Raw genomic sequence first — 21,060 nt, 5'->3', positions numbered from 1 at the left:
ACCTTCTCGTCGCCATGGCTGACAATTATTAATTAACTGATAATCAATATATTAATTGAAATTTTTAGAATTCAACGCCGCTTATATGTATTCAAGCTTCTTACATTTCCGATTTCCGATTATTATTTTATCTATCGCTTGTCTGGCGATAATCTTAGGAGCAGGGTCGTGCGTATCACCCAGATCGATTGTATATTTCCAAGGGGACACTATGCAGATCTCCTCTTCAAAAATCGTACAAAACTATGTTCCTGTTATTACAACTGGCGATATGCTTACTATTGTCGTCGGCAGCTTAAATCCCGAGGCAAACGCGATTTTCAACTCGGCCAATGAATTTTCTTCTACCTCAGTGAGCTACGGCTTAGGCTCCTCTGCCCGCCAACCTTTTGGTTATTTAGTTGATAGTGATGGTAATATTGAACTTCCACTAGTCGGTAAAATTCATCTCAATGGCTTGCGTACACAAGTGGCAGCAGATACCATACGTGGCCGCTTGCTTCTATACTTGAAAGAGCCCTCAGTGAATATCAAAAATATTAATTTCAAAGTCTCAGTTTTGGGAGAGGTTGCTAGACCGGCGGTGTATGTTATTCCTGACGAGAAAATTACTCTTCCCGAAGTTTTGAGTCTTGCTGGAGATCTAACAATTTATGGAAAACGAAACAACCTATTGATAATTCGTGAGGAAAAGGGCGAAAGACAGTATGCAAGAGTTGATCTTACTTCTAGGGACGTTTTCGAATCTCCGTTCTATAATTTGCATAAAAATGATGTAATATACGTAGAGCCTATCAAAGCGAGAATGAACACTACGGACAGGGTGGTTCAATTGGCTCCACTAATTCTTAGCATCGTAACCGCCGCCACTTTAATAATATATAGACTAAGGTTTTAAGGTTTTACACATACCTGCTAGATCAAATAATTTACTCAACTAATTTAAGAGACTTGTCTGTTATGAATACTCCTTACAACGAATTGCACCAGGAACAACTTGACGACGAAGAAAAGAAATTTGACTTACATGGCTATGTACGGGGATACGTTAGATATTGGTTCCTGTTCCCTATTTGTCTTGTGCTAGCCCTAACCTCTGCATTTTTCTTTCTTCAGATTACTCAGCCAATTTACCTCGCGAAGGCTAAGCTTTTGATTAAAGATGAACAAAAAGGAATTGGTGGCAGCGGCAATGATATTATTGAGGAAATGGCTCAGTTCGGCGGCAACAAGTCCGTTGAGAACGAAATTGAGGTTTTAAAGTCTCAGTCTCTTATGGAGCAAACGATTCGCGAGTTACAGCTTGATGTTAGTTTTGAGACGGCGGATGGTCTCAAGACTATTGACTTATACAACAGCTCCCCAGTCCTCATCAAGCCCGAACTTGTTTCTGAATTTGCTTTTAGCAATCCTTTGCAAATTCATATTGTTGATAACAATCACTTTACTATCAACGATGAAGAAACAAAATTTAAGTACGGACAAAAATTTCGCAACCCATGGGGGCTTTTTACCGTTTTTAAGGGTTCACAGTCAATATATCGAGATGTAGAGGTTAGATTTAAAGATGTAAAAAGTCTTACTAGTGACATGGTAAGCCGTCTTGAAATTCTAAAACCCAACCCCAAAAGCACGGTTTTAGAGTTAACATTTCAAGACGCCTCTATACAACGCGGAAAGGATGTGCTCAACAAATTACTGGATGTATATGTTCAGTCTTCGCTCAACGACAAAAACAGTGAGGCAAGTAATACTTTGAAATTTATTGAATCCAGACTAGGGCTAATTACGGGAGAGTTAGGGGACGTTGAAAAGGACGTCGAATCATACAAGAGAAACCAAGGCCTCACAGACATTAGCGCAGAATCAAATTTGTATCTCCAAAATATCAAGGAGAATGATGCGCAGCTGAATGACGTAAATATTAAAATCAGTGTTTTGGAAAGTGTCGATAATTACATAAAAAATGCTGGAGAGGGATCGCCTGCGCCAGCAACATATATGATTAATGACCCGATTCTAGTTTCATTGCTAACACGATACAACGACTTACAAATACAAAGAGAAAAGTACGCACAAACTACGCAAGCCGGTAATCCCTTGTTGGGCACAATTAATACTCAAATTGCCAATACTCGCCAGGCAATTAGAGAGAATGTTCAAAATTTAAGGAGAGGACTAGATGTAACCAAGAGTAGCCTTGAAGGGGTCAACAGTCGATTTTCCGCAGGGCTACGTAGTATACCGCAAAAAGAAAGAGAGTATGTCGGTATTAAGCGACAACAAAGCATAAAAGAGGGACTTTATCTTTATTTACTTCAAAAAAGAGAAGAGACTGCGCTGGGATATGCAGCGACAGTGACCGACAGTAGACTTGTGGACGCTCCGTTAGCTTCAACTTCGCCAATCAAGCCACAGAAAGCTCTTGTTTGGCTTGGATCCGGCATCGCAGGGTTAATTCTCCCAATACTAATTGTCAACCTCTTGTTGCTGCTTAACAACACAGTACAAAGCCGAGAAGAAATTGAAAGAACTACGAGAACGGCCGTAATGGGGGAAATTGGACATATGAAGGATGTCAAGGATCAGAATTCAGGTCTTGAAGCGATTATAAAGATGACAAGTCGAAGTGCCGTTGCCGAACAGTTTCGTGCACTCAGGACAAATCTTCAATATTTAGGTGATGGCAGTTGTCGAGTAATAATGTTTACCTCTTCGATTGGCGGGGAGGGGAAAAGTTTTGTAAGTATTAACCTTGCCGCCAGCTTGGCATACTCTGACAAACGAGTGCTCTTGGTGGGGTTAGATCTTAGAAAACCTACTTTGCACGAAAGGTTGCAAGTTCTCAATAAACATGGAATATCGAATTGTCTTATCGGGCAAGGAAGTTATGAAGACTTTATACAGCCCACCGGTATACACCCAAAATTTGACGTGTTAACCAGTGGACCTATCCCCCCTAACCCATCCGAATTAATTAGTAACGGGCGGCTTCCAATCTTACTTGCAGAGCTCCGCGAACATTACGATTATATCTTGATTGACTCGCCGCCTTTTGGTTTGGTCACCGACTCGTCTTTAATAGAAAAATATGTTGATGCCACATTATATCTCGTCCGCTTTAATTATACCCAACTTGACCATTTAGAACGTATTAGTGATTTGCAGCGCGCTCACCGCTTCACAAATCTCTCGATCATTTTTAATGGTGTTAAATATGGAGGAGGCTACGGATATGGTTACGGATACGGAGGTTACGGGTACGGCTATTACGGAGATGAGCAGGAAAGTAAAATTCAGACCTTAGAAACTAAATTGCGCAAAATGATTACTAGGAGTTGATCCATTTGGCAATTAGATTCTGCAAATTTTTAATTGCATTCTGAAAGAAAATGCAATTAAAAATTTGCAGACCATTAGAAATAGAACTATTTTCAGATAACGAAGTTCAAATTGCATTGCTAATGTTTCTATTTGATAAGATTAAACTACTCAACGCTATATGATAAATTTATTCTTGCGACCAATCCTTTTAAGAAGTTGCCCATTACGAGCTAATTTCACCTTCGAGAAGTCCGGTTGTTACATCGGAACAGCTAATTAATCCACAAACTTTATTTCGCGAAATCGAATAGTACTACTTCGGACAAGCTACGTGGGCTTGGTTAATGAATCGTGCTTTGTGAAAAATGATTAAGTTATGTGAATTGTAATGACAAAATTTAGAAGGCTTTGCTAAAATATTAAGTTGCTATCTCGTTACATACATCTATCACATATTCTATACTCGAAGATGGGACAAATCCAAGCCAGACGAACTCCAAGGAAATTGATGGACGTCTCCAAACTGCATGGGCTTGGCTGGCATCATTCAATTGAGTTGAGTGACGGCATCAATTTGGCTTACCGAGACTTTTTGAAACATCAAAATATTTATTGCCTGAGTGAACATCAAACCATGCGAACACTTATTTAAACTTATAATATACTACTTAATTTCTCAAATATGTCAAAAGTAGCGCTAATCACTGGTGTGACCGGACAAGACGGTGCATATTTAACTGAACTTTTGCTAAGCAAAGGATACATCGTTCATGGCATCAAAAGAAGAAGTTCACTATTCAATACGGAGCGAATTGATCATCTTTACGAAGATCCGCATGTAACTGACCCCAAATTTAAGTTGCATTATGGCGACTTGACCGACTCGATGAACTTAACACGTATCACCCAGGAAGTGCAACCCGATGAAATTTACAATCTGGCAGCCATGAGCCATGTTCAAGTTAGCTTCGAAATGCCTGAATATACGGCAAATGCAGATGGAATTGGAACACTTCGAATTTTGGAAGCAGTAAGACTGTTAGGTCTTACTGAGAAAACGAAAATCTACCAGGCTTCAACCTCAGAGCTTTATGGCTTGGTTCAGGCAGTTCCACAATCAGAAACAACACCATTTTATCCGAGGTCTCCTTATGCGGTGGCAAAACTTTACGCATATTGGATAACTGTCAATTATCGTGAAGCCTACGGGATGTTTGCTTCTAATGGAATTCTTTTCAACCATGAGTCTCCGTTACGTGGCGAGACATTTGTAACTCGCAAAATTACTCGGGCCGCTGCTAAAATTGTTTTGGGTTTGCAGGATTGCCTTTATATGGGAAATATAGATGCTCAACGAGATTGGGGGCATGCGAAAGATTACGTTGAAGCAATGTATCTTATCTTACAACAGGAAGCCTCTGAAGACTTTGTGATTGCAACCGGTGTTACAACCCGAGTAAGAGAGTTTATAAGAAAGACTTTTGCCTTTCTAGGTGTTCAACTAGACTTTAGTGGAAATGAAGCCGAAGAAGTGGGGGTGATTTCATCTGTTGACTACTCTCGTTTACTGGAACTTAATATAAAAACCGGCTCACACTTGCAAACTGGTTCTGTCGTCCTAAAAATTGATCCCAGATACTACCGCCCTACTGAGGTAGAGTTGCTCATTGGAGATCCTACCAAATCAAATGAGAAATTGGGCTGGAAACCAAAACATACTCTTGATACATTGATCGAAGACATGGCATCCGCTGATCTCCGCCTGTTTCAGAAAGATCAATTGCTCTTGAAGGAAGGCTTCGGAGTAATGAATTACTTTGAGTAAGATCTTGAATCATTTTTTTGCTAATCTAGCTGACTCAGTGAATGGATAATGCGAAAAAGTTAGTTGTAAATGGGATTTTATGGAATGCAATACAGCTTATTGTAAATCAGTCATTTACGTTCGTCATCCGATTAGTTTTGGCTAAACTTCTATTTCCAGAGCAATTTGGAATTGTAGGAATGGCAACTGTTTTCTCTGGCTTTGTACAAGTGTTAACTGATATTGGTATAGGCGCGGCTCTCATTCAAAAAAAAGATGAGAATCTGCGTGAAGAACATTTTCACACCGCTTTTTGGACTGGATTAGGTTGGTCAGTGCTTCTATATGTCTTGACGAGTTTTCTAGTCGGTCCATTGGCTGCGAGCTTCTATAATCAACCAATTCTTACAAAGCTGATACCTGTTATAAGTCTTGGTATTTTGTCCAGTCCGGTTAACCTGATTCATAAAGCGCAGCTTACAAAGCGAATGGACTTTAAGAAAATGGCATTCATTGATAACGTTTCCAATATCATCGCAGGAAGCCTTTCCCTGATTCTAGCTTTTAGCGGATTCGGAATTTGGTCACTAGCATTCAACTCGGTAGCCTCGATAGCAATTGCAATGCCTCTGTATTTCAGTGCCACCAAATGGATTCCCAAGCGAATTTGGTCCTACTCGGCCTTTATAGATGTTTTTGGATTTGGTGTTTACACGACCGGCACGGGCGTTATTAATTATCTGATTAATAACATTGACTATCTTTTAATTGGCAAACTTCTAGCCTCTCAGGCGCTGGGATCTTACACATTTGCGTTCGTGCTAACTGACACTTTTAGAGGAAGAATGATAGCAGTTATTAATAATGTCATGTATCCTATGTATGGAAAAAAGCAGTCAGATCCTGAATCGCTCAAAAAATACTATTTGAAAGTAGTCAATTATAACAGTCTTTTTATATATCCAATTATGGTATTTTTTGTTGCACTTGGCAGTCCTTTTATCGTTAATATTTTTGGCGACAAATGGCAAGACTCTGTTATTCCTTTGAAGATTTTGTCAATTTCTGTTATGGTTCATATGCTCGTAAATAGCAACACAGCTCTCATCCGGGGAATGGGTAGACCAGGATTAGAATTAAAGTTGCAGCTTTTCAAAGCCGTAATTTACATCCCCATACTTATGACTTCAATCTACTATTATGGCATTGTGGGTGCTGCTTACGCAATTCTCATAAATAAAGTGTTCGCTGTGATACTTGCTCAGTATACATTTAACAATCTTCTAAATATCAAGATAAGTGCCTTGGAGTTTTTTTCAGCAGTGAAAACACCTTGGATTGGTGCAATCGTGGCGTTTGTGATTTCCAGCATCTTTCACGAATATTTTCACGTACACTATATTGTGACGGGGACAATATTATTCGTAAGCTACGTCCTCACTATTTGGCTGATCATGGGAAAGGAATTTAAAGCACAGTTTGCAGAATTAAAATTTTTAAAGAAAAAGCTATGATTAAAGAATTATTAAAGCGCTCTGAAAAATTAGTCAGGCAAATAATTTATGATAGTTTCTCAAGATTATCCGTCCGGTCACGCAAATTATCAGTGCTGTATTACTTCCTCTTCGACAGATCATTCGACAGGGAAATACAGGCCGTACTCGCTGGTAAAATCCAGCATATCGATGAGGCAAAAAAAACAAAGAATAATTATTTTTTGCTGATAAGAAATACGCACCGAATTGAGAAGGGACTTCTTATGAAACCCAGGAGAGACTTGTTCGGCAAAGAATACATTACCGAAACAATTGACAGTTTCGAAGCAATTTGGAACCTGGGTAAAGATGACAAGGCGAATCCGCAGATAAAGTGGTTTTACGATGTGCTTAACGAATACTTTAGTACAATTAATCTCTCCCATCCGGTTATTGCTACTGAGGAAGCTCGTTTTAAAAGGATTATTAATGAAATGCCTTCAACTGCATTCAAAACTCAGACAGCTAAGTCAATTCCATATCACCGCGCCAAGCAGCCTGTTAATAACGTAAATTATGCCCAGTTCTATGATTTGTGTAAACAGCGGAGGTCCGTGCGCTGGTTTTTAGACAAGCCTGTTCCAAGAGAACTGATAGACAACGCCATTTTGGCTGCAAATCAAGCTCCCAGCGCATGTAACAGACAGCCCTTTGAATTTCGCATCTTTGATGATCCGGAAATGGTGAAAAAAGTAGTTCAACTGCCCATGGGCACTTCGGGTTATGGTCATTCGATACCCGTAATGATCGTTCTCGTTGGAAATTTGGATGCTTACTTCGACGAAAGAGATCGGCATGTTATATACATAGACGCTTCTTTGGCATCGATGTCATTTATGCTGGCTCTTGAAAGTATGGATCTCAGCAGCTGCTCTATCAATTGGCCAGACATTGAAGCTCGTGAAAGTAAAATGCACTCGTTTCTGAACCTCAAACCTTATCAGCGCCCGATAATGTGTATGGGAATAGGTTATCCGGATCCGGACGGGCTCATTGCATATTCAGAGAAAAGACCTTTACATCAAATCAGGAAGTACAATTAGCAGCAATGAAAAATTACATAATAGAACTACGCGGAGTTGAATTTCACAACAAGGGGGCAGAATTGATGCTACATGCAATTTTAGAAAAATTGAGGCTAGAGCTTCCGGAGGCTCTCTTTGTGATGGAGAAAAGAGGCGATGCTTCAATTGCCAATCAGAGGAAAGTAGGCATATATACTAAGCTTAACATGAAGAAATATGGAATTGATGCCGCGTTCTGGGGCAATTTGGTTCCTTCGAGTATGCTAAAATCTATTGGTTTTGTTTTAGAAAAAGACATAAATATTGTCCTGGACGGTTCAGGATTTGCATTCGGAGACTTCTGGGGTGCTGACAAAGCTGGAACGAGATTGGCTAATCATGTTGAACGATGGTCCGGTGAAGGCAAAAAAATAATAATGCTGTCGCAAGCCTTCGGTCCCTTCAAAGAACCACTCCTGAGAGCAAAAATGGCGACTATACTTAATAATACTCAACTAGTGTTTGCCAGAGATAAGTATTCCTATAAGTACATAAGGGATATCAAGGCGAAGCAAAGTCATGTCTATCTTCGACCTGACTTCACGAACTTGATATCAGGCATTCTTCCTAGTAATTTTGACTCAGCAAAATGTGAATTTGCCATTATCCCTAACAACAAACTACTAGAATCAAGTACGTTTAAAAGTCGAGAACTGTATATAGAATTTTTGACAACGATCATATCCACTATTCAAAAGCGAGGAAAAAATCCTTTTTTTTTAATTCACGAAGGAGTTAAGGATCTTAAAATTGCAGAGGAGACTAATGAGTCCCTGAACGAAATTATACCCGTATTGACCGTTGAAAATCCTCTCGAGGTTAAAGGAATAATTGGCAATTCCGTTGGCGTGGTTACATCGCGATTTCATGGACTGGTAAGTGCATTATCTCAAGGCGTCCCGTGCCTATGTGTTGGATGGAGCCACAAGTACCTGGCATTAATGGAAGACTACGAGTATTCGGAGGGCCTTATCGACCCCCGAAATAACAATGAGCAATTATTGTCCGAAAAACTAGATTTACTGCTTAACCCGGTGTGCCATACCAGAGTCCATGAAAAACTAAAAAAAGCCTCAAGTGAGCAAAAAGAACTAGCTATTGACATGTGGAATATAATTCTTAAGAGAATAAAAGATTAGGGTTAATGCGAGAAGGAGTACAGTGTTGAAAGTTGTTGTCCAAATATTTTTTCTGTCTTAAAGTTTACTGGAACTGTATATGATCAAGTTGTATCCGATGTTGGGTTTATGCAACCGAATGAGAGCTATCGACTCCGCCATATCCCTCGCTAATAATTTAGGTCAAAGCCTAGAAGTCTATTGGGTAAGAAATAAGGAACTAAATTGCCCTTTTTCCGAACTATTTGAATCGATGAATGGTGTCCATATGGTGGAATGTAATCGACCACCATTTCTACTGCGCCAAGGAGGAAAAGCTAACCTCTTTTTTCCTGATATTGTAAGAAAAGTTTTTAGTCAACATTTTTATGATAGCCAGAAAGTAAAAATGCTCGGGGATGCAAAACATAGTTTTAGCGAGTTGATCCCCCTTAAGAATATCCGACTTGCATCTTTTACCCGTTTCTACCCTAATCCAAATATATACGAGTCTTTTGTACCAGTCTTTGATATTAGACAAGAAATTGTTGATGAAACCAGATCCTTCAACAATCACACAGTAGGTGTTCATATAAGAAGGTCCGATAACGTCAAATCTATTCAAAATAGTCCTATCGAGCTGTTTGTGGAACGAATGAAGCATCAGTTAAACATGAATCCATTGACCAATTTTTATCTTGCTTCCGATGATGATAGTGTTAAAGTACTATTGAAAAGAACGTTTGGTGACGCACTTCGCACCGGTAGCGAACCAGCTGTAAGAAATACCAATCCGGGGATGAGAAGAGCGGTAGTCGAACTCTTTTCGCTATCGAAAACGCAAAAAGTTTTAGGGTCCCACTGGAGTTCGTTTTCACATACTGCATGTGAGCTTAGTGGAATCCCTGAGATTACTGTAAAAAAATGAACATTCTGAATATTCCTTGTTCTTTTAATTTATGTTAGTGTCAATAATCATTCCTACTTACCGAGATTGGAATAGACTGTCAAAGTGCCTCACTGCATTGGCGTGTCAGAGCATTCCAAAAACAGATTTTGAAATTATCGTTGCTAATAACTGTCCAAATGATTATCACTCGCCATCGTTTGAAATACCTATCAATTGTACGATAATAACGGTGTCGAAAGCAGGCTCCTATGCAGCTAGAAACGCGGCTATTAAACTAGCCCAGGGAGAAATAATAGGGTTTACCGATTCGGATTGTGTGCCGCACAAAGACTGGATTCGGAACGCAGTAGCTGCCCTTCAATCGAGGCCAGAACTAGCTAGGATTGCCGGATGTATTGAGTTATTTTACCTTTCGGATAAACCAAATCGCATAGAACTTTACGATAAATTCTATGCTTTTAATCAAGAAGGATACGTTCTTAACAACGGTACCGCCGCAACAGCGAACATGTTCACCTATGCAAGTTTATTCCAGACGGTAGGTCTATTTAATTGCGAACTATTGTCTGGTGGAGATTTTCTGTGGGGAACTTTGGCAAACAAAAAGGGGTATCGAATCAGGTATTGCGAGGATGTAATAGTATTTCATCCTGCACGCGGTAAGTTAAGCGAACTCGTAAAGAAAGAAAAAAGAGTCGGTGTAGGACAAGCAGGATTCTTGGCTGAGACGTCAAGATTGACGATGTTATGGTCATATTTCAAGGCCTTGCGCCCTAGACTTAGAGAAAGCTGGTACGTATTAAAAAATAGCTCAACAGCGTCAATACCAGACGCTTTGCTGGTAGTATTTCTTCGACATTATTTGCTTTCAGTAAGGGCCTATGCCAAGTTGCGAAAACAACTCACACCGGCTTAAGTTTAGTTAATACAATATTACCAGTGATATTATTACTAATCTCAACAAATATCCGTAAAAGTCATGGATCTAGTATCGATAGTGGTTCCTACATTTAATAGAGAAACAAGAATAATTTTTACACTTCAGACTCTTATAAATCAGTCGTATAGAAATATCGAAGTAATAATTGTCGACGATGGATCCACTGATAGGTCTGAAAAGATTATATCTGCATATATTGACGAAAACAAACTGCAGCAGAGAGTATATTACTATAAAAAAAAAAACGGTGGAGCACCATCAGCAAGGAACTATGGTTACCAGAGGGCTAAGGGTAAATATCTAGTATTTTTCGACTCTGATGACCTTATGCTTGAGAATAGAATAGCAATCCAATTAAGAGCCATACAGGAGGAAAAAGCGGACTGCTCCGCTTGTGGATTTTACTATAATTCTCTTGAAGGTTTTTCTTATTCTCCACCCAATATAGTGCTGCAGAATATTTTGGCAAGTTATGTTGCTAAAATCCTTAAGGGAAGCACTCAAAGTTGGATGTATAGCAAAGTGCTGATTGAAACCATAAATGGCTACGATGAATCTTTAGTTTGTTATCAAGATTCCGACCTAACGTTCCGGGTACTTTTGCAAGATCCTAAAATTGCGCTAATTCAGAAATCCCTGTCCATTTTTATTGACCATAATGGAGATGAAAGAATAATGAATAGCCTAAAGGGCAAGCAAAGTTTAGATTCCATCTGCAAATATTATGGAAAAATAATTGCGTACTCGGCGAACATTTTAGATTTCAAATTGTCAATATTAACCGTTAGCTATTTTGTAAAAAGTGTAGCGCATGGCTTCTATTCGAATCGCGACCTTATAGGTTTAAAAAGAGTTTTCATTACATATACCAATCAAATTGACCAATTTAGCTGGTCTGAGAAAATGATCCTAAAATTAAGATTTTTGATAGTTTCAGCTACGGAGCTGCTGAAGTTCGTTGTTAAAAGATTGATTTAATAGAATTTAATAGCTTGAAGTATTAAAATTCGCTAAACTGAAAGAGTGCTAAATATTATCAGACAAGGGTATCAAAGTTCATGGGATAGAGAGTTGACGGCTTAGTCAACTGTTTAGCTAAATGTTGCTCGCAACAAATTTCATATGGTTTGCACTTCGTCGTATTGACATGACCTACGCAGATTTAGAATTAAGAAAATAGATATTTGGACCGCTGGAATAACTCAACATTCTCACATAAGGGGCAATTAACGGAATTTGATAGGCAAAAATATATGGTACAACAAGTTTACAATGTAAAATGTCGCAACGGATATCTATACTAATGACATGTCACAATCGGAGGCAGAATACTATAGAATGTCTGGCAGCTCTAAACAGAGCAATTATTTCGGTTGAAGGTATAGATCCAAAGATCATACTTGTCGATGACGAGTCTACAGATGGAACCGCTGACGCAGTTAAGTCGGCGTTTCCAGCAGTTAAACTAATTCGGGGAGACGGGAATCTGTTTTGGAATAAAGGTATGATAAAGGCATGGCAGGCAGCCCAGGAATTAGAAAGCGATTTCTATTTGTGGCTAAATGATGATACAAATTTGCAAAGCGACAGTCTACAGACCTTGCTTGCAGACTCTCTTAGCAAGAAACATGAGAGCATAATATGTGGAGTTTGTGAATCCGGTGATAGGACGAGTATTTCCTATAGTGGTTATCTGCTTAAACACAAACAAAGATTGAAGCCTGATGGTTTACCAATGCTTTGTGACTATTTCAATGGCAATGTTGTCTTGGTTCCCAAGCATGTTTATGACGTTGTGGGTTTGCTTGACCCATTCTACCGCCATACTCTCGGAGATGTTGATTACGGTCTTCGAGCAAAAGACCTTGGAATAATGTCTTTTATATCTTCAAAGGTAGTAGCGGTGTGTGACAGACATCAGTCATTGCCTATTTGGTGCAATCCAGCATATCACCTACGACAGAGACTCCGCCATTTCAAGACGCCCTTAGCAAAAAATCCGCGTGAGATCTTCTATTTCGAAAAGCGACATACAGGCTTGTTCATGGCTATTTTCAGAGCCACTATCATCTATATCCGATTGATTTTCCCTAAATTATGGATTATAATAGGTAAAGCGCAAATCTGAGTGAAATGGAAAATTTTACTTACATTTTATAAGTGTTAAATGAATGTGAGATTACCAAACAGCATATAAAAAGTCATGATTCAATCACCTAAGAAAGGAAACTGGTATATAGAAAATCTCTTTATCTATCTACTTATGGGGTACCTATTAATCGGGAAAATATATGCCACCTTGCACATTCCATTTACACCAGTTTATATAGGAGAAATATTTTTGCTAATTGGTCTACTCAAATTGAGAAATAAGGCATTGGATATGAGAAGATTTTATTTCATTATTATTTTCATACTTATTGGCCTAATCAACCTAGCAATCAATGTAAGTACCTATAAACTCGAGGCAGTTCGCGACTTTGCGATGATCTACTATTCTTTGTTCTTCATAATAGGCTATTATAACATTTCCGAGAAAAGTCTCCATAAGTTGAGAATTACACTTTTAAATTGCATTAAATACGTGGTTCCCTCATTACTTCTAATTCGGATTATTAAAAGCCTATTCCAACCAACTTTAAACGAATTCACTTATGAAAGCGTGGCTTTATTTGCAACTAAAAGTGGGGATATTCAAGTTTATTTGGTACTATTTATGACTTTACTTATATCTAATTCTAAAAGCAAAATAATCAAATACAAAAACTTTTATTACCTCATGTGTGGGGCGTTATTAATCTCGACTGCAAGCCTCAATAGAGGCGGGTTTGTGGCGTTTTCTTTTGCTTTGTTGATAGGTTTTAGGCACTTCAATTTTCATCAAAAAATCAGTTCGTTTTACATTCTGATTTTTGCAGTTTTTATAATCTTTTCGGGAGTTGAGATAGCAGATGTTAGACCGGATTCCCGTGGCAGGCAAATAAGTATTACTCAACTGAGAGAGAATATTATAAGCCTTTTCAGTTCAGACACCAACAATGCGGGTAGAACTCAGGGAACGAAGAAATGGCGTATGGAGTTTTGGAGCACGTTGATTGGTGAGGTGACGGAAAATCCCAACACAATGTGGCTTGGGTTAGGGCTTGGGCCGAATTTACTAAGTCAATTCGAACAATTCGCGGTAGACGATGAGGACAGTGAACGAAAAACTAAACACCCTCATAACTATACTATCAACATTTTTAGTAGGCTCGGCATAATTGGCTTGTTTGGCTGGCTGTTTGTTTTGTTTTGCTTTTTTAGGCAAGCGATTCCAATGCTATTATTTTCCAAGAAAAGACCGACGCTAGCATGGTCTTTTACTTTACTTGTAATTGCCGGTTTGATTAATTCTAACTTTGACGTTTATCTGGAAAATCCAATGGGCGCTATAATTTTCTGGGTCTCTATGGGTATCGCCTCCAAATGCATAAAAATCGAAAGCAAAGTTGATTTGCTTGCCGCAGCTGAAAAGAATCGTCAATCTCCTAAATTCCCATTGATACCGTCCCCATGAAAATTCTGACAGCTCATAATTTATATCAGGTTCGCGGCGGTGAAGATGAGTCCCGTTTGGTAGAAGAAAATCTTATGAGCCAGAACGGACATGAGGTCCGAAGTCTCGAAATGAACAATAATTCAATCGATCTGAACTCGTCAAAGCTTTCGATCGCAATTAATTCTATTTGGTCAAAAAGTTCCTACAAAGAAGTCAAAAAACTCATAAGGTCTCACCAATCTGAAATTTTGCACGTTCAGAATTTTTTTCCGTTACTATCTCCATCAATTTACTATGCTGCACAATCACTAAAAGTTCCTGTAGTCCAATCCATAAGGAACTATCGGTTAATGTGCCCAAATGCTTTACTCTTTAGAGATGGCCATGTTTGTACAGAATGCGTCGGAAAAAAAATACCCTTAAACGGTGTCATACATAACTGTTATCGGGGAAGTAAGTCAGCATCTGCAGCTGTGACCGCTATGCTGGCAGTCCACAATTCTATTGACAGCTGGAATCGTAAGGTCAATGCATTTATTGCAATATCCAAGTTCGTTAAAGGAAAATTGATAGCCCAAGGTATTCAGGAGAACAAAATCAGGATAAAGCCAAATTGTCTTTCGACAGACCCTGGATGCTCGTATGACAAAAAAGATTATATCTTGTATGTCGGGCGCCTAAGCCAGGAGAAAGGAATATCCACTTTGGTAAAAGCATGGGACCTCCTGAATTCTAAAACAACAAAGTTACTTGTGATTGGCGAAGGGGATTTGGCTGGAAGCAATTCTCAAACCATTGAATACATGGGTAAGCTTTCCCTATCGGAAACCTATCGTTACATGAGTCAGGCGAAAGCACTTATCGTTCCTTCGGAGTGGCATGAACCTTTTGGCAGGGTGGTGGTAGAAGCCTTTGCGAACGGGACTCCCGTCATAGGCTCGAAAATGGGTGGAATTCCCGAGTTAATTTGCCCCGGAAGAAATGGGTTGCTATTTGAAGCCGGTAATGTTGAACAGTTAGCCAATCAAATAGAAATTATAATCTCTGAGGATAATGGTGAAATGGCCAGAGAGGCCCGTCAGGAATTCCTTCTTAAATATACTCCTGAAAAAAACTATCTTCAACTTAAGCATATTTACGAATCTGTTATCTAGTTTTTAGAAAGTACCGCAATAAGAAATTGGCAGGAATGTTATTGGGAAACAGTTTAACATAGCATATTTTAATCATCCTATAAGATTGCAGCTGCCAAAATTTCAGGAAACATCACGGGACAGAGTTGGTCTGAGCCCTCATGTTTTTGAGATTTCGAATGGTATCGTTATAGAAATGTTGACTTGCGATAGTGGACTTTTATTTACTTTTGAAAAACCTCGATGTCTTTTTAGCAGATAAGGTTGTGATTTCAATAAGGTAGGTATTAACTGGCAAATTATTAATTTCTACGCTTAGCTCATTAGTATTGCTACCTGCTCCTTCCGTAATTAGCTTTCCAGCCGCATTGTAAATCTTAAATGATTCAATTCTACCGATTTCAGATTTAATATTCAATAAATCAGAAGCTGGATTGGGCGAGAGTATTATGGAAGATCCATCCAATCCTACATCAAAATCCATTTGCCTTATTTTAGAATATGTATAGCTGCGATCTTGATCAATAACTCGCAACCTATAAAAAACGTCAACATTTCTGTTTAGCAATTGTGCAAGTTCCGAATCCACAAACTTATACGAGCCAGGTTCGTTTCTCGCTTCGATTTTACCAATTACTTTAAAGCCTGATACCGAACCTAAAGAACGCTCCACCTCATAATGACTCACATCGTATTCCTCGGATGTTCGCCATTCCAGCAAGGCTGTGGCTCCCTCTGTTTCTACTTCAAAAGAGATCAATTTGACAGGCAACGAGCCTTCAAATTCATATGCACCAATATCATTTGCGCCTACACGCTCGATACCCCGCTGGTCAACTGTTGGCGCTCCTACTGAGGTACCGGCGTTTATTGCCGGACTATCTGACCTAAGTGACATAGTTTGTGTAGCTCCCCCATTCTCTGCAAGAGCATTTGCTTTTGCATCCAGGATTACGGGGTTTGCCACGCATGTATTTCCTGTAATATTGGGCAAGATTTTTTCCGGGAAGAAAATGTTGTTTCCGCCGTCGGCCATTTGACAGTTGCAATGGCGCCATGAAGGATCTCCTCCTCCCCCATATCTGTTAGTGACAGTGTTATTATAAAAAATATTATTTTTGATTGTCAAGGATTGATTAATTCCTCCATTACCTCCCGAGAAAATAGCTCCTCCCTGTCCATTAGTTGGATTGTTCGCCTGATTATTCGCGATAGTGCAGTTAGTGATATTTATGATGATGCCATTTTTAGGAGCGACGATCGCCCCGCCATACTGATTCGCGATATTTCCTTGTAAGGTGCAATTGATCATATCAACAGATGAAGATGCTCCCGACATGGCGATCCCCCCACCTTGATTAGACCGATTGCCATTGAAAGTACATGAAGAAAATACAACAGGGACATTAGTAGAAAGAGCAACTCCACCTCCTTGCGTGATACTTGTATTATTTCTAAAGGTACAATTTGAAATCGGCTCTGTAAGTCTTCCATCATCCAACCACAAGCCCCCGCCTTGCCTGGACGTATTCCCATCAAATATGCAGTCCTTGAAAAATAAAGTAGAATTTGCGGGTATCGCCGTATAAGGATAATCTGCATCACCGATCGTCACTCGCGATGATCTAAAGAAAAATCCGCCACCATTTCCTGTTGTGGTACTCGTCTGATTGTTGTTGAAAATACAGTCGGTAACTTCGTAGCTATTATTATTATAGGGGTAAGTAAACATGGCCCCACCCTGATAAAAAGTGATATTTCCCTCAAAAAGGCAGTTCCGAACTATAAACTCACCATTATCCCCTCTGGCTCCATCGTTATAGATTGCGCCTCCTTGCTCGTTTCCCGTTGTTCCAGTCGTCGAGTTGTTACTAAATCTGCTTCCAGTCAAAAACAGGTTGGATAACAACACATTTAATGCACCTCCCTGGTTGACTGCTCTGTTATTCTCAAAAACACAATTATTAACACCTAACAAGTTCAGACTCTTTACGTATACTGCACCGCCACCACCTTCCACATTCAAGGTAGATTCATTATTGATGAACTTACAATTATTTAATTCGGTAGTACTTTTAAATTCTATAAATAAGCCGGCTCCCTGCGCGTTTACGAGTGCATTAGAAAATGTCAGGTCGTTAATTATAACATCAGCTCTGGTTCTTGTTGACAACAAACCAAACAGCGGCGATGACAAGTCTCTGGATAGTGTAGCGTTATTGCCGTTAATGGTCAAGTCAAGACCATCAATATCTCCTGCAATCGCTGGCAAACCCCGCTCGCCACTGTAACCTGAGCTGGAAACACTGCTGGAAGTATATCTCACGGTTGTGAGAACATATACTCCATTTGGAGCTAGATTGATAACATCTGGCTCGTTATTATTATTGGATGCACTAATTGCAGCAGCCAGTGCATTTACGTCACCATCCGCAATATTGAAAGTCGCAGCCGAGTTAACAAGTGGAATGATCAAAAGAATACAAAATAAGATTCGTTTCATAAATGGACAATTTTAATGTGGGCAACAATTACTTCGCAAATAGCTGTTCACAATTTGTAGAATTTAATTGCAATAACCTAGTTTTAATTTGATATGTCACTATCATTTATTTCAAAATAGTTTATATTTTGGATTGTTAATTTTCTATAAATTTTAAGTGAAATAAAATAATTATGATCAAACTCGTTGGTATACTGTTGTTCTCCTTGATATTTCCGTTCGCGGATGCTGACCAGGTTCCAGCAAAGCATTTTGACTTTTTTGTGTCTGGCGAAGGAAATGACACATACAAGGGCACATTAGAACAGCCTTTGCGCAGCCTAACGAAGGCAATAGATTTAGTTGGCCCATTACCGGCTAATTCTTCTACAACGATCCATCTTAGAGGAGGTACTTACCGACTCCTAAAAGGTGTCAAAATTTCAAAGGAGACGCTAGAGAATGGAAAGCATTTGCTCTTGACCAATTACAACAATGAGGAGGTGTTTTTGAGCGGGGGTATCAAACTTGAAAGTTCGTCTTCCTCACTGGTGACGAATAAAAATGTACTTAGGCGACTACCGGAAAAATCTCGTGGGAACGTTTATGAGTTAGACCTTGGACCTTATTCATCATCAGACATTACCTTGCATAAAAACGGCTTTGGGCAGCCAAGAACGGCATCGGCTATTGAACTTTTTGTCAATAGCAATCCGGCTAGATTAGCACGTTGGCCCAAGGATAGCAGTATTAAAATCGCGACAGTACTTCCCGCAGCACAAGCAACGGGTGAAGATCAAGCCAGCTTCACCATTAACAATTCGCAGGCGACCAAATGGAAATCCATACCTGATGTGTGGATAGCTGGCTCATTGAGTCGGAATTGGGCGTATGACAACCTGCCCGTATCCCGATTTGATGCCAAGGATAGCAGTCTCGGTTTATCCGATAAAGGAAAGTATATGATCAAACCAGCTTCAACCAAGGAGAGACAACGATTCGGCGACAGCAAAATGCTAGGATCCTTCTTTTTTTACAACGTTTTTGAAGAACTTAGCCTTGATCGGGAATGGGTTGTTGATCCCAAATCTAAAAAGATTTATGTATATCTTAATTCAAAAGCTGATCTCTCAACATGTGAGCTATCGATCTTGAAAGAGCCAATAATTAGTATAAACGATGCTGAAAACATTCAGATCAAGGGTATAAATTTCAGGCTCGGCAGGAGTTCAGCAATTAAGGTCTCGGGAACGAACAACATCCTGATCGAGAACTGTACTTTTAAAAATTTCGGACTACTTGGAATAGACGGGAGCGGCTGCAAAAAATTTGAGATTATAGGTTGTAAAATTGAAAACACAGGTTCTGGTGGAATTGCGCTGAGTGGTGGGAACCGAAAGACTTTAGATGCTTCTGCAAACGCTGTGAAAAATTGTGCGGTCACCAACTTCTCCAGACTTTACAGGAGCTATTCACCCGCTATTACTATCAAAGGAGTTGGCATTAAAATCCAAAACAACGATATTAGCGAGGCACCCGGCCAGGCAATAATCTTTCACGGTAATGATCATGTAATTTCTTATAACCGGATTACGAATGTCTGTCAGGAGTTTGGTGATCTGGGAGCGGTTTATACTGGGCGAGACCCGTCAGCGACAGGAACGATGATAGCGAACAACATTTTTAAAAGAGTCACAAATAAGGTAAGCCCGCTGGTTGCAGCTATCTACGTGGACGATGGAAGTGGAGGCTTCACCATATCAAATAACCTGTTCGTGAACTCTGGCTCTTCCTATTCTAGCGGCTTTGGAGCTGTTCATATAAACGGAGGGAGTGATAGTAGATTTACATCTAACGCCTTTATTGACTGCAGACGAGCATTTTCATACAATCCCTGGAGTGATAAAAAGTGGCAGCAAACGTTTTTAGAAAACAAAGATATCGTAGGCAAGCTCACCAAAACAGTCGACATAAGGTCTGACTTATACACGAAAAAGTATCCGCACCTTACCGACTTCTTTGAGCCGAATAGCAAAAAGCGAGTAAACTATGTCAGCGGCAACTACTTTCTGAACGTGAATGCTATCAGCTCCGGTTCCGGATATATCGTTGAAGGTTCAATATCTCAAACGTCGAACCAAGGCAATAAAGCTACCCTTGCGAAAGATGCACGGAAAGCCGATATCCCTGATGAAGTGAGACAATGGAAAGGTTGGGAACAGGTGGAATTTGATAAAATCGGTGCTAAATTTGTAGAAAATTAACGCTAATAATGCCTAGAAACCTGTCGGTGCGAACGGGTTAGACCTGTTAGGCAATATATTATCTACTCAACGATGAAAAAGGATTTTATCAGTATCAAAGTAAGTTCTCACACCTACGCCCAGTTTATTGACAAAACTCTGGAGTTGATTAACAAAAAGAAGTCTTCATACATATGTGTAGCTAACATTCACATGCTTGTGGAAGCCTATCAGGACGAGGATTTTGCGACCATTGTCAACTCTGCTGATCTTTGTGCCCCTGATGGTATGCCCCTGGCCTGGGGAATGCGATTACTCTATGGCGAGAAGCAAGACCGCGTGTGCGGTATGGACTTACTGCCAGACCTGCTAGCACAATCGGAAATTAAAGGCATTCCCGTATTTTTCTATGGAGGCTCGAATGAAATGCTTGTAAAAAATCAAGCCTTTCTGGACGAGAAGCATCCAAAGCTGAATACTGCGGGCATGCTGAGTCCCCCGTTTCGCCAGCTTTCACCTAAGGAAGAAGCCGAGCACGTAGATATGATCAACGGGAGTGGCGCGAAATTCCTAGTGGTTGCCTTAGGTTGCCCGAAACAGGAGAAATGGATGGCCCGGATGAAGGGGAAAATACAAATGCCAATGATAGGTATTGGGGGGGCACTTCCAGTAATGATAGGCTTACAGAAAAGAGCGCCGGTGTGGATGCAAAAAACAAGCCTCGAATGGTTATTCCGCCTGATGCAGGAACCCAAAAGACTCATGAAGAGGTATTTCGTTACAAACACGGTTTTTTTATTCTTGTTCTGCCTAGAATTGGCAGCCTCTAAAAGGCCGAACATAAAAGCAACCCTTAATTAAGAAGTTCAATACCAAATACACAGCCTCGATAATAGTAAGACTGGATTGAATGGATTATAGTTGACTAAGACAATCCCAAAATGTCGACACTGCTACGTCCATTAACACTTACTTTGAGCCCAAAACGCG

At 39.8% G+C, this 21,060-nt stretch carries 15 protein-coding genes; 14 read left to right on the top strand and 1 reads right to left on the bottom strand.

Annotated features, from left to right (window positions below; all coding sequences use genetic code 11):
- Positions 1-211 precede the first annotated feature (211 nt).
- The 12 genes from FHS68_RS20305 (at position 212) to FHS68_RS26270 (ending at position 15,366) form a co-directional block, all read left to right on the top strand.
- On the top strand, positions 212-898 hold the full coding sequence (locus FHS68_RS20305; RefSeq protein WP_229211987.1) for a polysaccharide biosynthesis/export family protein: 687 nt from the start codon (positions 212-214) through the stop codon (positions 896-898).
- A gap of 62 nt (positions 899-960) precedes the next feature.
- A complete protein-coding gene (locus FHS68_RS20300) occupies positions 961-3,342 on the top strand; it encodes a GumC family protein (protein ID WP_167274120.1) in 2,382 nt (793 codons plus the stop codon).
- 664 nt (positions 3,343-4,006) lie between these two features.
- A complete protein-coding gene (gmd, locus tag FHS68_RS20295; RefSeq protein WP_167274119.1) occupies positions 4,007-5,149 on the top strand; it encodes a GDP-mannose 4,6-dehydratase in 1,143 nt (380 codons plus the stop codon).
- Between the two features lie 41 nt (positions 5,150-5,190).
- Positions 5,191-6,642, top strand: coding sequence for a lipopolysaccharide biosynthesis protein (locus FHS68_RS20290; protein ID WP_167274116.1), 1,452 nt, complete (start codon positions 5,191-5,193; stop codon positions 6,640-6,642).
- Positions 6,643-6,887: 245 nt separating this feature from the next.
- Entirely contained in the window at positions 6,888-7,706 is an 819-nt protein-coding gene (locus FHS68_RS20285; protein WP_229211986.1) for a nitroreductase family protein, read from the top strand.
- 5 nt (positions 7,707-7,711) lie between these two features.
- Positions 7,712-8,866, top strand: a complete 1,155-nt coding sequence (locus tag FHS68_RS20280; protein WP_167274111.1) for a polysaccharide pyruvyl transferase family protein — start codon at positions 7,712-7,714, stop codon at positions 8,864-8,866.
- 118 nt (positions 8,867-8,984) lie between these two features.
- The gene (locus tag FHS68_RS20275; protein WP_167274108.1) at positions 8,985-9,752 is read left to right on the top strand and encodes an O-fucosyltransferase family protein; all 768 of its coding nucleotides are present in this window, start codon (positions 8,985-8,987) and stop codon (positions 9,750-9,752) included.
- A gap of 31 nt (positions 9,753-9,783) precedes the next feature.
- A complete protein-coding gene (locus FHS68_RS20270; RefSeq protein ID WP_208408374.1) occupies positions 9,784-10,650 on the top strand; it encodes a glycosyltransferase family 2 protein in 867 nt (288 codons plus the stop codon).
- A gap of 63 nt (positions 10,651-10,713) precedes the next feature.
- Entirely contained in the window at positions 10,714-11,652 is a 939-nt protein-coding gene (locus tag FHS68_RS20265; protein ID WP_167274103.1) for a glycosyltransferase family 2 protein, read from the top strand.
- Between the two features lie 301 nt (positions 11,653-11,953).
- A complete protein-coding gene (locus tag FHS68_RS20260) occupies positions 11,954-12,802 on the top strand; it encodes a glycosyltransferase family 2 protein (protein ID WP_167274100.1) in 849 nt (282 codons plus the stop codon).
- A gap of 75 nt (positions 12,803-12,877) precedes the next feature.
- Positions 12,878-14,230 carry an O-antigen ligase family protein gene (locus FHS68_RS20255; RefSeq protein ID WP_167274097.1) on the top strand — a complete coding sequence of 451 codons (1,353 nt, stop codon included), beginning with the start codon at positions 12,878-12,880 and terminating at the stop codon, positions 14,228-14,230.
- The gene (locus FHS68_RS26270; RefSeq protein ID WP_208408373.1) at positions 14,227-15,366 is read left to right on the top strand and encodes a glycosyltransferase; all 1,140 of its coding nucleotides are present in this window, start codon (positions 14,227-14,229) and stop codon (positions 15,364-15,366) included. The genes FHS68_RS20255 and FHS68_RS26270 overlap by 4 nt, the downstream gene beginning before the upstream one ends.
- Before the next feature lie 199 nt (positions 15,367-15,565).
- Here FHS68_RS26270 and FHS68_RS20245 read toward each other — a convergent pair whose 3' ends face one another.
- Positions 15,566-17,848 (bottom strand): choice-of-anchor Q domain-containing protein, encoded by a 2,283-nt coding sequence (locus FHS68_RS20245; protein ID WP_167274092.1) that lies wholly within the window; start codon positions 17,846-17,848, stop codon positions 15,566-15,568.
- A 173-nt stretch (positions 17,849-18,021) separates the two neighbouring features.
- On the opposite strand from FHS68_RS20245, the gene FHS68_RS20240 reads away from it, so the two are divergent.
- Together FHS68_RS20240 and FHS68_RS20235 are read left to right on the top strand one after the other, a co-directional pair.
- Positions 18,022-20,091, top strand: coding sequence for a right-handed parallel beta-helix repeat-containing protein (locus tag FHS68_RS20240; protein ID WP_167274089.1), 2,070 nt, complete (start codon positions 18,022-18,024; stop codon positions 20,089-20,091).
- A gap of 72 nt (positions 20,092-20,163) precedes the next feature.
- A complete protein-coding gene (locus FHS68_RS20235) occupies positions 20,164-20,931 on the top strand; it encodes a WecB/TagA/CpsF family glycosyltransferase (protein WP_167274086.1) in 768 nt (255 codons plus the stop codon).
- Positions 20,932-21,060: the final 129 nt, after the last annotated feature.

This window comes from Dyadobacter arcticus (assembly GCF_011762185.1).
Taxonomy (GTDB): domain Bacteria; phylum Bacteroidota; class Bacteroidia; order Cytophagales; family Spirosomataceae; genus Dyadobacter; species Dyadobacter arcticus.
Note: the sequence above shows the minus strand (reverse complement) of the source record. Positions and strands in the feature narration are given on the sequence as shown.

Bases quoted from the DNA above. Each gene is read 5' to 3' on its own strand.
- FHS68_RS20290 (WP_167274116.1), top strand. From the start codon at position 5,191: ATGGATAATGCGAAAAAGTTAGTTGTAAATGGGATTTTATGGAATGCA.
- FHS68_RS20275 (WP_167274108.1), top strand. From the start codon at position 8,985: ATGAGAGCTATCGACTCCGCCATATCCCTCGCTAATAATTTAGGTCAA.
- FHS68_RS20280 (WP_167274111.1), top strand. From the start codon at position 7,712: ATGAAAAATTACATAATAGAACTACGCGGAGTTGAATTTCACAACAAG.
- FHS68_RS20255 (WP_167274097.1), top strand. From the start codon at position 12,878: ATGATTCAATCACCTAAGAAAGGAAACTGGTATATAGAAAATCTCTTT.
- FHS68_RS20265 (WP_167274103.1), top strand. From the start codon at position 10,714: ATGGATCTAGTATCGATAGTGGTTCCTACATTTAATAGAGAAACAAGA.
- gmd (WP_167274119.1), top strand. From the start codon at position 4,007: ATGTCAAAAGTAGCGCTAATCACTGGTGTGACCGGACAAGACGGTGCA.
- FHS68_RS20300 (WP_167274120.1), top strand. From the start codon at position 961: ATGAATACTCCTTACAACGAATTGCACCAGGAACAACTTGACGACGAA.
- FHS68_RS20245 (WP_167274092.1), bottom strand. From the start codon at position 17,848: ATGAAACGAATCTTATTTTGTATTCTTTTGATCATTCCACTTGTTAAC.
- FHS68_RS20260 (WP_167274100.1), top strand. From the start codon at position 11,954: ATGTCGCAACGGATATCTATACTAATGACATGTCACAATCGGAGGCAG.
- FHS68_RS20285 (WP_229211986.1), top strand. From the start codon at position 6,888: ATGAAACCCAGGAGAGACTTGTTCGGCAAAGAATACATTACCGAAACA.
- FHS68_RS20240 (WP_167274089.1), top strand. From the start codon at position 18,022: ATGATCAAACTCGTTGGTATACTGTTGTTCTCCTTGATATTTCCGTTC.
- FHS68_RS20270 (WP_208408374.1), top strand. From the start codon at position 9,784: ATGTTAGTGTCAATAATCATTCCTACTTACCGAGATTGGAATAGACTG.
- FHS68_RS20305 (WP_229211987.1), top strand. From the start codon at position 212: ATGCAGATCTCCTCTTCAAAAATCGTACAAAACTATGTTCCTGTTATT.
- FHS68_RS26270 (WP_208408373.1), top strand. From the start codon at position 14,227: ATGAAAATTCTGACAGCTCATAATTTATATCAGGTTCGCGGCGGTGAA.
- FHS68_RS20235 (WP_167274086.1), top strand. From the start codon at position 20,164: ATGAAAAAGGATTTTATCAGTATCAAAGTAAGTTCTCACACCTACGCC.